Origin of the sequence: Haloplanus sp. XH21, assembly GCF_023276355.1 — an archaeon.
Classification (GTDB): domain Archaea; phylum Halobacteriota; class Halobacteria; order Halobacteriales; family Haloferacaceae; genus Haloplanus; species Haloplanus halobius.
On sequence record NZ_JALLPL010000001.1, the window covers coordinates 2,348,031 to 2,362,859 of the forward strand.

Sequence of the window (14,829 nt, forward strand, 5' to 3'; positions counted from 1 at the left end):
GGATTGCCTGTGGTCGACGACCACGGCGACCGCCGAAACTCACGGACGGGAGGCGGCCGGTGTTCCACGCCACGCGACCAGTCCCACCCCATTTATCACCGTGTGCGGACACGCACCCCCATGACGTACGACATCGCAGTCATCCCGGGCGACGGCATTGGCAACGGCGTCACGGAGGCGGTCGAACCGCTACTGATCGACGTCGCGGACACATATGGCGTCGACGTGACGACGACGTGGTTCGACTGGGGCAGCGAGCGATATCTCGAAGAGGGCGCGCTCATGCCCGACGACGGCCTGGACCAACTGGAGTCGTTCGACGCCATCCTGCTCGGCGCCGTCGGTCATCCCGAGGTGCCGGATCACGTCACGCTGCGCGGCCTCCGACTACCCATCACGAAGGGGTTCAACCAGCACGTCTGTAAGCGCCCCTCCTATCTCTTCGAGGGCGTCGAGAGCCCGCTCCGGGGCTACGCGGGCGGCGACATCGACCTGGTAGTCTACCGCCAGAACACGGAAGGCGAGTACGCCGACGTGGGCGGGCGGGAACACCAAGGTTTCGCAAACGAGGTGGCGGTCCAGGCGTCGGTGTTCACCCGCGAGGCCACCGAGGCGGTCGTCCGCCCGGCGTTCGAGGCCGCACGCGAACGCGACGGGCACCTCACGAACGTCACCAAATCCAACGCCCAGGCCCACAGCATGGTCTTCTGGGACGAGATGGTCGAAGAAGTGAGCGAGGACTTCCCCGACGTGGAGGTCGAACGCCTGCTGGTCGACGCAGCGAGCATGGACTTCGTCCGCCGACCCGACGAGTTCGACGTGGTGGTCGCCTCGAACCTCTTCGGCGACATCCTCACCGACATCGGGGGCGGCATCATGGGGAGCCTCGGCCTCGCGCCGTCGACGAACATCAATCCCGACCGGACCTACCCTTCGATGTTCGAACCGGTCCACGGAAGCGCTTTCGACATCATGGGCGAGGGCATCGCCAACCCGCTTGGGATGGTGCTCTCGGGGTCGCTCATGTTCGAACACCTGGGCGAAGACGCGGTGGCGACGGCGCTCTGGGACGGCGTTGCCGACCAGTTGGCTGACGACGACGCCCCCCGAACGCCGGATATCGGCGGGGACGCGACGACGGCCGTCGTGGCGTCGGACCTCGCCGACCGGCTCGTGGAGTAGTACGCCGGCGATTCGGCCGCGATGACCGCGGCGAGGTTCTGGCGCTCGCGGCTGAGCAGGCGGTCGAGGTCATCGAGCGTGACGATCCCGTAGAGGTCGCCGTCGTCGACGACGGGGACGCGGCGAATGCCGTTGTCCGACATGATTCGTGTGAGTTCCATGACGCCGGTGTCGCGGTCGACCGAGACCGGCTCCGAGGTCATGACATCTTCGGCGGTCACCTCGAGTGGGTCCTCGGGTTCGGCCGCGACTTCGACGGCGATGTCGCGGTCCGTAACGATGCCGACGGGGCGGCCGTCGTCGACGACGACGACGACGCTCCCGACGTTCTCATCGCGCATGAGCATCGCCACCTCGGGGATCGGTGCACCGCGTGTCGCTGCGACCGGGTCCGTTCGAGCGAGATCGACTACTGTCATCGGAAAGACACCACTAGCACATGCCGCCGAAAAACGACTAATAGACCGCGGCTAATTGTCAGGTTCTGATGCGAACCGACCCGTTCAGATCACACCGGCGGCGCGCGTTCGCCGGCCGGAACCGCCACGTCGAGCCAGTTCTCCTCGGGCGGCAGGGGACAGGAGAACGCCTCGCTGAACGCACAGAAGGGCGTGTACGCCAGGTTGAAATCGATCGGGATGCGGTCGCCATCGGCCAGCGATCCCTCGGGTTCGAGTTCCATGTATCGGCCGCCGTGGTAGCTCTGTTGCCCGGTCGTCTTGTCGCGGAACGGAACGAAAATCTCGCTCCCCGCTGCCCCCTCCTGTCGGTAGCCGTGGAGTTCGTGGCTGTCGCCCCGAAGGTCGAACCGCAACGTGACGACCCGGAGATACCGGACCGTGCGGTCGTCGCTCGTCTCCAGATCGATCGGCTCGGGGTCGTCGTGGGCCGTCACAGTTGCCTCGACGCGGTAGTCGGGATCGGGATCGAAGTAGTCGAGGCCGTCGAAGTCGTCGCGCTCCTCGGGCGGGAGCGGGGAGTGGCGCGCCTCGGCGAAGACGCGGTCTTTCTCGGCGCGGTTGTCGCGCAGGCGGTCGGCGTAGTCGTCGGGCGTCTCGCTCATACCGATCGTAGCGGCGCGGGACGGTTGAACGCCTCGATTGCGCCGCCCACCACGGTGTGTGCATACCCACGTACCGATGGTAGTGTGACGGCACACTAGGCTTTTCATGGCGCGTCCCCTACCGGCGACCATGAGCAGCGACGGCATCGACGCCGAAAGCACGGTGTCGGGGAATCAAGCGAACATCCCCGCCCGGATCCGGCGCGAACTCGACATCGACGACGGCGATCAGCTCCGGTGGCAGCTCGAAGACGACGGGAGCGTCCGCGTCCACGTCGTCCAACAGGAGGCGGGGACGTTCGCTGAGTTCGACGGCTACGGCGGCGCGGCGACGACCGACGTGACGAACGACCACGACGCCTGGGGCGTCGACACCGAGTGAATGCCCCGCGCGCTCGTCGATACGACGGGTCTCTTTGCCGCCGCGTACCGGCCGGATAGCTCGCACGACGCCGCACTCCCCGTACTCCGCGGTATCGACGACGGGTCGCTCCCGGAAGCGGTCGTCCTCGACTACGTCCTGGCGGAAACGCTCAACGGCCTCGTCACGCACGCCAGCCACGACGCCGCCGTCGACCTCCTCGACCGCATCGAGGAGAACGCCCGCTTCCACATCGACTCGCTCAGTGCCGACGCCCGCACGGCAGGCAAGGCGCTCTTCCGCCGACACGAGCCACTCTCCTTCGTGGATGCCTGCGTCATCGCGTATATGCAAACCGAGGGGCTCGGCTACCTGTACGCGTTCGACGACGACTTCGACATCATCGAGGACGTGTCGCGACTCGACACGGCGACGGACCCCTACAGTCCGAACTGACGCGGGTGACGACCGTCGCCTCAGACAAGCGCCGCGAGCCACCCCGCGACGACGATCGCCCCGAGCGCGCCGAGCAGATTGGCGAGGGCGTAACCGACGGCCGTCCGCCGCTCGCCCGCCTCCCACAGACGGACGACGTCGACGGCAAACGAGGAGAATGTGGTGAACGATCCACAGACGCCGATACCGATCAGTGCCGTCGCGTCCGGGCCAGGGTTCAGGGCCGTGAGCAGGCCGAGGGCGAAACTGCCGACGACGTTCACCGTCAGCGTCCCCGCGGGGAACGACTCGCGGTCGACGGCGACGCTCACGGCGTGTCGAAGGAGGGCGCCGACGACGCCGCCGATGGCGACCAGATGGACGGGATCAGTCATCGATCGTCCCTCCCCCGTCGCCGGCATCGGCGCCCATGACGGTCATCACGACCCGTCGACCGACGAGGACGGCCCCAATGCCGAGCGCGTAACTCCCGAGGACGTAGAGGAAACCAACCCAGAGCGGAGCGCCCGTCGTCTCGACGGCGAAGGTACTGTACGTCGTGTACGAGGAGAGAAACCCCGTGCCGAAGAGGACGCGCGTCCGTTCGGCGAGGGCGTCGGTGTAGAGCGCGTCGTAGAGGAGGACAGCGAGGAGGAAACTCCCCGTCACGTTCGCGAGGAGGGTGCCACCGAGGCCCGGCAGGGCGGTGCCGACGGCGTAGCGGAGCGCCGCCCCGCCGGCGCCGCCGACGGCGATGAGCAGGCCCGTCTGAAGTGGTCGAAGGAGGCGGGAGCGCATGCGGCGATACGAAACGTCGGTCACACCCCAGGGTGATACTGGTTCCGGATGGGGCGATGCAGTGTTACCCCGCCCGATCCGCCACCGCCCCGCGGACGCCGCGCACGACGAACGTCGCCCGCGCGGTGCCGTCGGGGCCCTGAATCCGGACGTCGACCGCGACGGCGACAAGGGCCGTCGAGTTCGCGCGCGTCTGCGTGACGACGCCGTCGGTGACGATGCAGTCGCCGAACACGCGGTCAGGGCCGCGAGGACAGGCTGCCGTCACCCACTCCCGCGCCGCGGTCGCGTTGCGGTCGACAGCGACGGTCACGCCACGCGAAGTGCCGGTCGATTCGAGGCTATCGAGCGCGGGACGCAGATGTTCTCCCGTCGCCGTGGCCAGGGCGGCGTGCCGGCTGACCTCGGTCCCGTTCGACAGCGTCACGGCCGCGTCGCCGACGGATCGTTCGAGGGTTCGTTTGGCGTCGGTGAGCGTCGTGCGCTCGGCACTCACGTCGGCCGTCCCAGTGTAGGCACCGAGTTGGGCGTACGCCAAGAGCATCGGCACCAGTGCGGTGACGACGATGGCGGCCGCGAGCAAGACGAGTTGGCCGCGGCGACGACGTGTCATCCGTACCACACCCGGACGGTGACCGGACCGTGTCGCGTCGGGATGGTCGTGGTGCCGACGGCGACGGTCGGCGGGCGCGGATAGCCGACGGTTCCGTGGGGCGTCCGAATTCGGAAGGCGACGTCACCGGGCAAGAGCTGCGCCGTCCGCTCGCGGACCGAATCGCGAACCCGCGCAAACGAGTCGTCGGAGTGGGTGAGGGCGATCACCCACGGCCCACGACCGGTGTCGGCGGGATCGGTGGCGAGAACGGTCCCGGTGTCGCGCGCCAGCGAGTCGAGTTGGGGCTCCGCCGCTGGCGGCGGCGACACACCGATGGCGAATCCGGCGGCTACGCCGACTACGAGCAGGACGCCCACGGCGGCCTCGACGATGGAGAGCGAGAGCTGTCCTCTAGGCATCGACGGTCACCACCAGCGTTCGCTCGTCGACACGGACCCGGCGGTAAGTCAGACGGACCTCGCCGGTCGCGTTCTGGCTCGCGTCGACTCGGATCGTCGTCGGTTCGTACCGAGACAGGTGGACAGCCGCGGTCGTGGCGAGACCGGCGTCGTCGTGGAGTACCACGCGGCCGTTCGCGTAGACGGTCCTGACAGTGGTGTTCGGTCCCGGATCGATGGAGACCGCCACTCGATCGACGCGGGAGGGGACCTGCTCGGTCGCCCCCTGCGAGAGGTTCATCGTGGAGCCCGCCGACATCCGAGACGCGACGAGGACCCCGCGCCGGACGGTCGTGCCCGTGCCCGGTTCGCCGCGTTCGACGAGGGTCGTCCCATCGAGCGCCACCCGAAACGTACCGGCCGCGGCGCTCGGCACGAGAGCGACGAGACGGCTCGCGTTCAGTGTCTCGATGACGGCGGCGTCAAGCGTGTTCGCGCGCAGCGTCGTCGGGGCGTCCGCCGCGATCAGTCGGTCGGCGACCGCGTTCGCCGCGCGTTGCTCCGTCGGATCACGGTCGGCCGACGCCAGCGACGCGTCGGCGATGGTGACGCCGACGACCGTCGCCCCGGTCAGGAGCGTGAGCGCGACCACGAGCGCGGACAGGTTGGCCTGCCCTCTCACGCGAGAATCACCCGGATTCGGGTCGCAGTGCCCCGGATACGCAGGACGGTTCGGTCGTCACTCTCCCAGGTGCCGTCGACGGTGACGACGCGCGACGGCAGCGTCAGATCGAGACGCCCGGAGAGGTCGTCGTCGGGATGGTCGAGAACGAGTACGCCGTCGTCGGCCGTGATCCGATACGTCGCCCGATCGATCGTCGCGGGGAGGTCGACGCGGCGAGTCACGTCGACGGCGGTTCCCCGCGGCGGCAACGCGGTTTCGATCCGCTCGGCGGCCGAGGCGAGGGTGCGATCGCTCAGTTCCGACGCAGTCGCCGTCCGGTAGTCCGGCAGCACCCCGCCGTGGAGGGTCGTGACCAGCGCCGCGACGTAGAGGAGGACGATCACGGCTTCGAGGCTCTTCCCGACGACGGGCGCGAGAGCGCGGTCCGTCACCGGCCCACCTCCAGTCGCAGGTCGTGGACGAAGACGTGGACGGTTCGAACCGACGGGAACCGGGCAACGACGCTGGCGACGCCATCGTCGTCGAACGAACGACGCGTCGTCGTCGCACCCAGCGCTTCGAAGTGGCGCTCCCAGACGCCGGGCGCCCGTGTTTCGACGGCGAGCGCGTAGCCACCGCCCGAGAACTGCTGACGGGTGTGGGTGAGGTTCGTCCGCAGCGTCACCGTCGTCTTCCCACCGACGGCGACGGCATCGGCACCGAGGCGAGGGAGGCCGACGAACAGGGTTCGGTCTCGGATCGAAATTGACGGCGCCGTGTGGAGACGCCCGCCGCCGCCGGTGTCGCTGACCGTCGCGCCGGCGACGGCGCGAACGCGATAGTTAGAGTCGGCGTACACGAGACCGCCGACCGACTGCTCAACCACTGGCTCCGAACCCTGGAGGAGTCTGACCGTCCGGTCGACGGTGCGGAGTCGGCCACTGTGCAGGGCGAACTGGCGTTCGTGTGGCCCGCTCCGGTCGGTCGCGAGTGCGTCGTTCATCGACGTGGCGGCGGCCCGGGCCTCCGCCGTGTCGGCACTCCGGTCGACGAGAGAGCCGACCGTCACCGTCAGCGCCGCGACGCTCACGACCGTCACCGCAAGCAGGACGGCGACGCCGATCACCGCCGACTGCGCTCGGTCGCTCATATCATTCCCGCCCCCGCGAAGACGGCGTGGCAGATGGCGACGAGCGCGCCGGAGTGCAACAGCGCCTCGTATCGCCCGCGGCTAGCGGTGCCGGCGAACCACCCCGACGCCAGCATCGTCGCCTGCGTGACCACGTAGAGACGGTATCGGTCGCGGGCGAGATCGATCGCCGCTGCGTCGATGACGTAGCCGTCGGTGCCGCGAACCGTGGCGAGTTGTTCGAAGCCATCGAAGACGTGGATGCCGACGGCGACGGCGATACCGACCACGAGCAGCGCCGTCGTCCACCCGACGGCGACGTAGGCGAGGAGGTTCGCCCGAAGCTCCCGCTTCTCGTGGTAGAGCCGACCGATTTCGGTCTGGAGCGTCTCGAAGACCGTCCCCGCATCGCTCCCGGAGTCGAGGGCACCCGTCACCAGACCGACGGTCTGTTCGGCCAGCGGCGTGCCCACACTGTCGACGAACCGTTCGAGCGCCGCGGTGCGGACGTTCTCGTCGGGACCGGTCTCGGGCGACGTGAAACTCAGGTTGAGCGCGAGGTCCGCGACATCGGGATCGAGTGGGCCGAAATCGACGTCTCGAGCGACGTGTTCGACTGCACGAGGAAAGGGACGACCCAGATTGACGTGGCCGGAGACCGCGTGAACGAAGTCCTTGATCTCGCGGTCCTTGGCGTCGTCGAGGCGGGCACGGCGGATACCGACGACGCCGACCGGAAGCGCGTAGGCGACGTAGCCGAGGAGCGCGATGTCGGCCAGCGGATAGCCGAGGACCTGCAGCGCGACGACGGCAGCGAGCGCCGGAACGGTCGCGACCACGGCGGCGCTCGCCGGGTTCTGGGTGGCCGTCGCGAGCGTCGCGAGCGCGCCCTGGGGTCGCCGGTAGTGGACGGTCTGACCGGGCGGTCGGAGCCCGCTGACGACGACGCTCGCACCGATGCCGAGGCCCACGACGAACGCGGCACTGGTGTAGACGACGATGGCGCGAGGCGTCGTCGCACCGAACGGCGTCACGACCGGCTGTGAGAGCGATGGCGAGATGATCGCGAGTACCGTCAGGACGATCACCAGAAGCGAGGGCAACACCAGCAACACCATGAACACCTCCGAGAGGAGTTCGAGGAGACCGGCAGCGCGCTGTCGTGCCCGGTCTTGCCGGTGGGCGAGCATTCGGCTCTCCATGCGGAGGTAGTTCGCGAGTTCCGCCTCGCCTTGCTGGGCGTGTTCGCTGAACTTCAGGAGAAAGGGCGCAAGCAACTCCCGAGAGGGGGTATCACGGGCGATGCGCCGAAGTCCCTCGTGGAGACTGCCGGTGAGCGATGCGGTGTTCAGCGCCTTGCGCACCGATACCGCGGTCGCTCCATAGGCGTCGGTCGCCGCGACCTTCCGGAGCATCGTCCGGTGGTCGTCGCTCCCCGACGAGAGGACGTGCAGATACCGGGCCGCACCGGGAAGCGTGCGCTCGATGTCGGTCCGGCGAGCGTTCGCCAGCCAGCGCAGATACTGTCCGCCGACCCACACGGTCGTCGCCTTCGCGATCCCGGCGGTGACGATACCGATCACGGCGACGGCGACCACGATCGGTGGCACCGGGAGCCCGGTCCGTGCGATCGGGGCGAGAGAAGCACCAATATCGGCCGCCGTCGGAAGGGATTCGGCGACCGTCGCGAGGGCGGCGATCGGCAGTGCAACAGCGAACGCGACGAGCCAGGAAAGCCCATACACGCGGGCGAGATAGACATCGAAGCTGAGCCTGAGATCGGTCCCACGGTAGCGTTTTCGGTCCCGGGCGTGAGACGGGTCGTCGGCGTGACGCGCAAACAGCGCGTACAGCACCCGGTCGAGGGTGGGCGCGTATTTCGCCGACCGGGAATATTCGGGAGATCCGACCGATTCCGTTCCGATCGAACTCCCGCCGTCGGCCGCTGCGCCGTCAGTGTCGGGGCGATCGTCGGTCACGTGCCCTCCCTCGCACGTCGAACATGATAGGGGGTGCCGCCCCATGGTATATAAATACTGGACGACAGTTCTCGAAGCTGATACTGCAAGGTGCTGTTCAGATTAGCTGATTCCATGCGAAGGCGAAGGATCTGAGCCACTCGTTTGCAGTTTTTGCTTCGGCGTTGCTGAAACAGTTCGAGAAACTGGCAGTTCTGCGTTTTATCTCACGGAAGACACGTTCGACGCTGTTGCGGTTCCCGTGGCGTTCGTATCTGAAATCGAGGGCGTGCCGACGGCAAGCATTGCTGAGTGGTGCCGCGCCATCGACGAGAAACACGGCATCGTCAACGTCGTGTTTCTCCCGAAATTCGTGGAAAAATGAATAAGCGATAGCGTTAGTTCTCGTCGGTTCAAGCTTTGTATGGTGTAATTCGTTCGTCTCTGGATCGACCGCGGCGTACAGCCAATACTGCTCGTCGTTGAGTCGGATCACGGTTTCATCGACCGCAACGTGATCCGGGCTTCGGCCTTCTTCGGGCTGTAGATCGGCCTTGTGAACCCAGTTGTGAACGGTGGATCGTGCCCGATCAACACCGAATATCTCAAGAATAGAGACAGTATTTGAAAGGAATAATCCAGCAAGATGGAGCTGAATACTGAGCTTCATCAACAGCCGCGGTGTTGCCTCTCGTTCCACAAAACCTAACTCGATCCGGTCGATACAACCGTTGAGGCTAGCGCTTTCTGGCATAGACACTTTGAAAACGCTACGCCTCACCTTTCAATCCGTATCTGAACACTACCTACTGCAACGCACAGGTATTTTAGCCAACAGGGCGGAGTTAACTTGTGGTGGGACTGTCGGCACGGACGAGCGGCTCGATACTGATGGGTATCGGCGCGATATTCGCCGCGGTACACCTGTCGACAGCCGTGCGTGTGTTATCGATGCCGGCGCTTCTGGTGGTCGAGGCTCTGGCGCCGCTTGGCTTCGCCCTCCTCATCGTCGGCATCGGCGCAGCGGTCTATCGCGGCGAAATCGTCCCCGAGCAGTTCGCGGAGCGGGCGCTGCTGTGGGCGGTCGGCGGCGCCGTGACGCTTGGCGTCGCCACGATACCGCTCTTCGCCGACGCGCTCCTTCGCGGGCAGTTGGCACGGGGAATGCCCCAAACCATCGCCAACGCGGGGACGCTCGGCGCGTTCGTCGGCCTCGTGGTCGGCGTCTACAACGCCCGCGAGCGACACCAGCGACTGCGGGCCGATCAGTTGAGCCGGATCAACGACACGCTACGCATCGCGACCCAGGAGGTCGTCGACGCGACGGAGCGATCCGAGCTCGAACAGGCGGTCTGCGCTCGTCTCACGCAGTCGCCGCTCTACGACAGCGCGTGGATCGGGCGCTACCTGCCGGAGACGGCGGTCGTCGACCCGGTCGCGTGGGCGGGACACGACAGTGACTACATCGACTCCCTCGAGATTAGCGTGGATCCGGACGATCCACTGGGGCAGGGCGCCGGTGGCCAAGCCATCCGCACCAGCGAGATGCAGTGCGTCCAAGACGTGTTCGCAGAGCCCGACATGGAGCCGTGGTGGGACTTATTCGAGCGCAAGGGCGTCGAATCGGTCGCCGTCGTCCCACTGGTCGGCGCCGAGGACGTGTACGGCTTCCTCAGCATCTACGCCAACCGCGTGAACGCGTTCGACGACCGCGAACGGACGGCGCTCGGGGAACTCGGCGAGAGCATCGGGCACGCCATCGATTCGATCCGCGCGCGGCAACAGCTCGCCGAGCGCGAGCGGGAACTCGCCCGGCAGAACGAACAACTCGACGAGTTCGCCAGCGTCGTCAGCCACGACCTTCGCAATCCCCTGAACGTCGCACAGGGCTCGCTCGAACTCGCCCGCGAGACCGGCGAGGACGAGCATCTCGAACGGGCGGCGAACGCGCTCGACCGCATGAACGAACTGATCGAGGACGTGCTCACCCTGGCACGGAGCGGCCAGGTGGTGACCTCGCTCACCGCCGTCGACCTCGAAGCAGTCGCCGAACGGGCGTGGGCGACGACGGACACCGGGGGTGCGACCCTCCGGATCGACGGCGATCTGGGCCGGATCCGAGCCGACGAGAGTCGGCTCGCACAGCTGTTCGAGAACCTGTTTCGGAACAGTGTCGAACACAGTTCGACAAACAACCGGACACAGTCCGGCGACAGCGCCGAACACAGTTCCACGAACGACCGGCGCACGGCGGGACCGGAGTTCCGACGCGGCGGTGCCGGTGCCGGCGACGAGGGCGTGGCGGTCACCGTCGGTCGGTGCGACGACGGCTTCTACGTCGCGGACGACGGCCCGGGCATCCCCGAAGCGGAGCGAGAGCGAGTGCTCGAGACGGGCTACTCGACGACCGACGAGGGGACCGGACTCGGCCTCAGTATCGTCCGGAGCATCGCGGAGGCTCACGGCTGGACGGTCTCGGTGACCGAACGCGAGGCGGACGGCGCTCGCTTCGAGTTCCGGGGCGTCGAGTCGACGAACGGGTCTCATTCCGAAGAATCTTAGACACCGCTGACGACATACCCGTATGATTGACCCGGCCGACTATGACGTGCAGGAGCTTCGGTCGGTCGCCGGGATGGACGATGCCGACGCCGAGACTGACGTGACTCTCCCGCGCGCGGCGGGGTCAAAGTACCGGTCGGCCACCCCGGACGAGCCCACGCACGAACAGTGCGAGCGGCTGGTCGCCGTGGGCGGCGTCGATCCAGCGGTGCTCGGTGAGCGGCCGTATCTCCCCACGTTCCCGAACGTCCCCGAAGCGCGACGGATCGGTCGCGACTGGATCGCCTATCTAGTGACGACGGCGGGAGAGGCGGAGGCCAAGTCGGCTATCGGCCGCTATCGGGCACTCGGCTGGATCGGCGAAGACGCGGCGGCGACGTTCCTCGACCGGATCGACGATGCGGCTGCCGCGCTCCAACCGGGCGACGAGTCGCTCGACCGAGCGGATCACCTCCTGAGCTTCGGGTACATCATTCGGTTACTCGGGATCGCTGCTCGGAACAACGGGTAGAACGGGTGGCGAGCGGAGTCAGCCAGGCGAGGCATCTCGACGGTCGAACGACGGAGTAGCTGGTGCTCGTTGTGAGTCATCGCACCCCTGTCCGTCTGCCGCCTCGATCAGGTGTGCACACAGGTCCAAACGCGACTATAGCGACAGACTTCAAGTCTCTGAGCAGCAACTGTCCCTTGTCGCAGACTATCTCTAACCCACAACAATGCCACTCACTCAGCTCATCACTCAGATCGAACGCGCGTTCGAGCCAGTGCGTGAAATACTGGTGCCAATCCTGTCGAATCCGGCGGTTCTCGGCATGTGGTTGGCTCTAGTCGGTGTGTCTGTTTCCACCTTATGGTGGGATATCAATAAGCGCAACCAGGCGCTCCCATCACTGATGAAAGGCGTGTGGACGTTAGTAGTTCTCTACTCTGGGCCGTTCGGACTAACCCTCTACTGGTACGCTGGCCGAACCCAGATCAGCCAGGACTCCCTGTGGCGTCGCGGCGTTCGATCGACTGCACACTGTTACTCTGGCTGTGGTGCTGGCGAAGTCGTCGGTGTCACACTCGCCCAAGGAGTTCTCGCGCTGGCCGTTGGCTGGGTCGCAGCCATCACCTTCGGATTTGCCTACTTGTTCGGATTTGCACTCACCGTTGGGCCACTACTGCAGGAGGGTGTGGCCTTTCGAGACGCAGTAGCAGATGCATTCTACTCTGAGACGCCGTCGATCACGATTATGGAGATCGTCGCTATCGGTGCAGACCTCCTGCTAGCCTCGCAGGCCCACATGGGAGACATCCTCTTCTGGATGGCACTTGCGTTCTCGCTCTCGCTGGGCTTTATCGCTGCATTTCCCGTGAACGTCGCTCTCGTCAAGTTCGGAGTCAAGGAAGGGATGAAAAACCCTGCCGAGATGGGGGATCAGACTACTGCTCAGGTACAGACAACCGATTAACCGTGTTCGACCCTGAGGTGTGAAAGACGGTCTACTGTCCCTATAGTAGCGTTTGGAACGGTGTGCACACGGATCGCACGCTGTCTGGCGAACCGGTGTGCGATGACTCACAAGGGCTACAATAGGTGTTCGGCGTTGGACTGTGTCTCGCCGCGGCGATGTCCGCAGCGGGGGTCGAGTTGGCGCACCTCATGTCGGTCGTCATGCACCCGACGAGTTGGCCGACGAAAGTCGTCTCCGATCGCGTCAGCGAGCGAGCGCTCCAGCCAAATGACTTTGGCCAGCAACATATCTGTCTCGGGGGCGAATCGTCACCCGTGTTAGTTCACCTACACCAATACAGCGAAGCCGACGCCAACGATGTCGTTCGGTCGGGAACGGATGTCGACCCGGAAACGGACAAGCAGTCCTACTTCAATGTCGACGACCTCGAACTCGACGAGTGGGAGCGCATGGAGCGAGACGACGACGTGGTACTTCGGCGGATGCTCACGTACGAGAACGTCACGGCCGTGTCTGCACCCCAAGACACCGGCAGCGTGCCGAGCTCCGACGAACTCCCGGGTCAGACGCTACAGTTGCGGAAAGGAAACAGCGAAACCGGCTACGTCGAAAACGCGGAACTGGTAGAGGCGCAGGATCGAGCCCGCTGATTCGGCTCTGTCGAGCTTCTCCACCCGGAGTTGGTCGGCCACGCGAGGGGCAGATCGGTGCTATCGAGCGTGGTTAGCGCAGGAACTGTCGGCTGGAGCCCCAGCCTGACCCAGTGTTTTCGAGTTGGTCGATCGGCTTGTTGATCATCTTGAAGAGTTCGCTTCCCCGGTAGAACCGATCTGCCCGTCAACTACCCCACCCTACTTCGCTCACCCTGACGGGTTCGCTCGTGGAGGGTGTGGCTTGTCCATGAACTCGGCCTCGAACCCGTCTGGGTGGGCGGTAAATCCGTCACTCGGCGTCACTGTTCCAGACTTCAGGGCAAGCTGACTGTTGCCCGTCCGCCGAGACGACTGTTGGCCTCGACGGACGTACCGCATCCCGATGTTTTTCGCCGCGTTGTAGTCCGCGTTCGCTTCCGACTCGCACTTCTGACACTGGAAGTCGTTGCGAGTTGGGCGATTCTCGTCTGCTGTAAAGCCGCACTCGGCGCATCGTTTCGACGTGTACGCCGAACCCACTTGTGTAACTGCAATGCCGACTGCTTCGGCCTTGTATTCCACCTGCTCGTACAGCGTTCGGAACGCCCACTTGTGACCCCACGACGCACTCGTTCGGTCACGGATGTAAGTCAAATCCTCGAACGCGATTACGTCGCACCCGTATCGGAGTGCTTCATCCACGATGGCGTTCGATGCTCGGTGGAGTACGTCACGGACGTAGCGACGTTCACGGCCATTCGACTGTTCGAGCGTGCGATGGGCACTTCGCGTTCTGGTCTGTTGGAGTCCGGCGCGTACCTTCTCGAACTCACGGAGATCGTGGGTCAACTCTCGCCCGCTGAAAAAGTAGGCGGTGCTGGTGACGGCGAGGTTTTCGATACCGAGGTCAACCCCGAGAACCGCTCCGTCCTCGGCGATGTTCCGTTCGGTATCGTTCTTGTGTCGGCGGAAGCCGATATGCAAAAAGTAGTCGCCGTCGCGGGCGGTGAGCGTACTTTCCGTGACGCTCCACTCCTCGGAGTCGAGGTACTGCCGTTGGTAGCCGTCGTCGGCGTCAGGGAGGGCAAGGTCACACCGGACGCGACTCTCCGTTGTAGAGAGTGACACTGTATCGTCGTCGAACAACGTCATCGTCCGGGTGTCATATTTCACCGTTGGTGCGGTGAACGTGGGCTTGCTAATCTTCTTGCCGTTGGACTTGCGTTCGATACAGCCGGTGATGGCTTGGGCGGCTTGGTGAGTGGCGAGGATCGCGTGTTGGCTTCCGAGGTCGGTTTGCTCGCGCACGTCGTCGTAGGCGAGGGGTTGTACGTCGCTCTTGGCGTTGCAGACGTTCCACGCCATATCCGTAGCGATTTGGCAACCACGCTTCCACGCAGAGATGGTTTCCTCAAGCAACTCGCGTTGCTCGTCATCTACCGAGAGGCGAGTGATTGCCGTCCGACGCACATAGTCGTCCGCCACTCTTTCAATGTATACCAGAGGCTACTTATAAGCAGGTGGTTGTCACTGATACGAACGCGCTCCTCTCCTCCCTACTCGCTCCCTTCGGTCGCTCCTTGAGGAAGGGGACT

18 protein-coding genes and 1 pseudogene are annotated in these 14,829 nt (G+C 65.4%); 7 read left to right on the forward strand and 12 right to left on the reverse strand.

From position 1 onward, the window contains the following. The first annotated feature begins 120 nt into the window (after positions 1-120). Complete coding sequence (locus MXB53_RS12310) at positions 121-1,182, forward strand: isocitrate/isopropylmalate dehydrogenase family protein (protein WP_248897837.1); 1,062 nt, start codon at positions 121-123, stop codon at positions 1,180-1,182. A gap of 65 nt (positions 1,183-1,247) precedes the next feature. Here MXB53_RS12310 and MXB53_RS12315 read toward each other — a convergent pair. Both MXB53_RS12315 and MXB53_RS12320 read right to left on the reverse strand, forming a co-directional pair. Continuing rightward, positions 1,248-1,601 (reverse strand): annotated as a pseudogene (locus tag MXB53_RS12315) (CBS domain-containing protein); the annotation flags it as partial. Between the two features lie 89 nt (positions 1,602-1,690). Further along, entirely contained in the window at positions 1,691-2,245 is a 555-nt protein-coding gene (locus MXB53_RS12320; protein WP_248897838.1) for a DUF1684 domain-containing protein, read from the reverse strand. Between the two features lie 130 nt (positions 2,246-2,375). Here MXB53_RS12320 and MXB53_RS12325 point away from each other — a divergent pair, with 130 nt between their 5' ends. Then, on the forward strand, positions 2,376-2,627 hold the full coding sequence (locus tag MXB53_RS12325) for an AbrB/MazE/SpoVT family DNA-binding domain-containing protein (RefSeq protein ID WP_248897839.1): 252 nt from the start codon (positions 2,376-2,378) through the stop codon (positions 2,625-2,627). Continuing rightward, positions 2,628-3,062 carry a PIN domain-containing protein gene (locus MXB53_RS12330; RefSeq protein ID WP_248897840.1) on the forward strand — a complete coding sequence of 145 codons (435 nt, stop codon included), beginning with the start codon at positions 2,628-2,630 and terminating at the stop codon, positions 3,060-3,062. A 20-nt stretch (positions 3,063-3,082) separates the two neighbouring features. Here MXB53_RS12330 and crcB read toward each other — a convergent pair whose 3' ends face one another. From crcB to MXB53_RS12375, 9 genes are all read right to left on the reverse strand, one after another. Further along, positions 3,083-3,436, reverse strand: coding sequence for a fluoride efflux transporter CrcB (crcB, locus tag MXB53_RS12335; protein ID WP_248897841.1), 354 nt, complete (start codon positions 3,434-3,436; stop codon positions 3,083-3,085). Continuing rightward, positions 3,429-3,839, reverse strand: a complete 411-nt coding sequence (locus MXB53_RS12340; RefSeq protein WP_248897842.1) for a fluoride efflux transporter FluC — start codon at positions 3,837-3,839, stop codon at positions 3,429-3,431. Before MXB53_RS12340 ends, crcB begins: the two co-directional genes overlap by 8 nt. Positions 3,840-3,903: 64 nt before the next feature. Continuing rightward, the gene (locus MXB53_RS12345; protein WP_248897843.1) at positions 3,904-4,452 is read right to left on the reverse strand and encodes a DUF7261 family protein; all 549 of its coding nucleotides are present in this window, start codon (positions 4,450-4,452) and stop codon (positions 3,904-3,906) included. Continuing rightward, on the reverse strand, positions 4,449-4,853 hold the full coding sequence (locus MXB53_RS12350; RefSeq protein WP_248897844.1) for a DUF7262 family protein: 405 nt from the start codon (positions 4,851-4,853) through the stop codon (positions 4,449-4,451). The genes MXB53_RS12345 and MXB53_RS12350 overlap by 4 nt, the downstream gene beginning before the upstream one ends. Further along, positions 4,846-5,514: a DUF7263 family protein gene (locus tag MXB53_RS12355; RefSeq protein WP_248897845.1), complete on the reverse strand. Its 669-nt coding sequence runs from the start codon at positions 5,512-5,514 to the stop codon at positions 4,846-4,848. The genes MXB53_RS12350 and MXB53_RS12355 overlap by 8 nt, the downstream gene beginning before the upstream one ends. Then, the gene (locus MXB53_RS12360) at positions 5,511-5,948 is read right to left on the reverse strand and encodes a DUF7266 family protein (RefSeq protein WP_248897846.1); all 438 of its coding nucleotides are present in this window, start codon (positions 5,946-5,948) and stop codon (positions 5,511-5,513) included. Before MXB53_RS12360 ends, MXB53_RS12355 begins: the two co-directional genes overlap by 4 nt. After that, complete coding sequence (locus tag MXB53_RS12365) at positions 5,945-6,646, reverse strand: DUF7289 family protein (RefSeq protein ID WP_248897847.1); 702 nt, start codon at positions 6,644-6,646, stop codon at positions 5,945-5,947. Before MXB53_RS12365 ends, MXB53_RS12360 begins: the two co-directional genes overlap by 4 nt. Continuing rightward, the gene (locus MXB53_RS12370) at positions 6,643-8,649 is read right to left on the reverse strand and encodes a type II secretion system F family protein (protein ID WP_425601207.1); all 2,007 of its coding nucleotides are present in this window, start codon (positions 8,647-8,649) and stop codon (positions 6,643-6,645) included. Before MXB53_RS12370 ends, MXB53_RS12365 begins: the two co-directional genes overlap by 4 nt. A gap of 52 nt (positions 8,650-8,701) precedes the next feature. Then, a complete protein-coding gene (locus tag MXB53_RS12375) occupies positions 8,702-9,337 on the reverse strand; it encodes an IS6 family transposase (protein WP_248897848.1) in 636 nt (211 codons plus the stop codon). Positions 9,338-9,438: 101 nt separating this feature from the next. Here MXB53_RS12375 and MXB53_RS12380 point away from each other — a divergent pair, with 101 nt between their 5' ends. The 4 genes from MXB53_RS12380 to MXB53_RS12395 all read left to right on the forward strand — a co-directional run bounded on the left by MXB53_RS12380 (position 9,439) and on the right by MXB53_RS12395 (position 13,252). After that, entirely contained in the window at positions 9,439-11,145 is a 1,707-nt protein-coding gene (locus tag MXB53_RS12380; protein WP_248897849.1) for a sensor histidine kinase, read from the forward strand. Positions 11,146-11,167: 22 nt separating this feature from the next. Then, complete coding sequence (locus tag MXB53_RS12385) at positions 11,168-11,656, forward strand: FlaD/FlaE family flagellar protein (protein WP_248897850.1); 489 nt, start codon at positions 11,168-11,170, stop codon at positions 11,654-11,656. 205 nt (positions 11,657-11,861) lie between these two features. Then, positions 11,862-12,599 carry a DUF4396 domain-containing protein gene (locus MXB53_RS12390; protein ID WP_248897851.1) on the forward strand — a complete coding sequence of 246 codons (738 nt, stop codon included), beginning with the start codon at positions 11,862-11,864 and terminating at the stop codon, positions 12,597-12,599. A 125-nt stretch (positions 12,600-12,724) separates the two neighbouring features. Beyond that, complete coding sequence (locus MXB53_RS12395; protein WP_248897852.1) at positions 12,725-13,252, forward strand: hypothetical protein; 528 nt, start codon at positions 12,725-12,727, stop codon at positions 13,250-13,252. Positions 13,253-13,462: 210 nt separating this feature from the next. Here the strand turns inward: MXB53_RS12395 and MXB53_RS12400 are convergent, their stop codons facing one another. Continuing rightward, positions 13,463-14,719, reverse strand: coding sequence for an RNA-guided endonuclease InsQ/TnpB family protein (locus MXB53_RS12400; RefSeq protein WP_248897853.1), 1,257 nt, complete (start codon positions 14,717-14,719; stop codon positions 13,463-13,465). Positions 14,720-14,829: the final 110 nt, after the last annotated feature.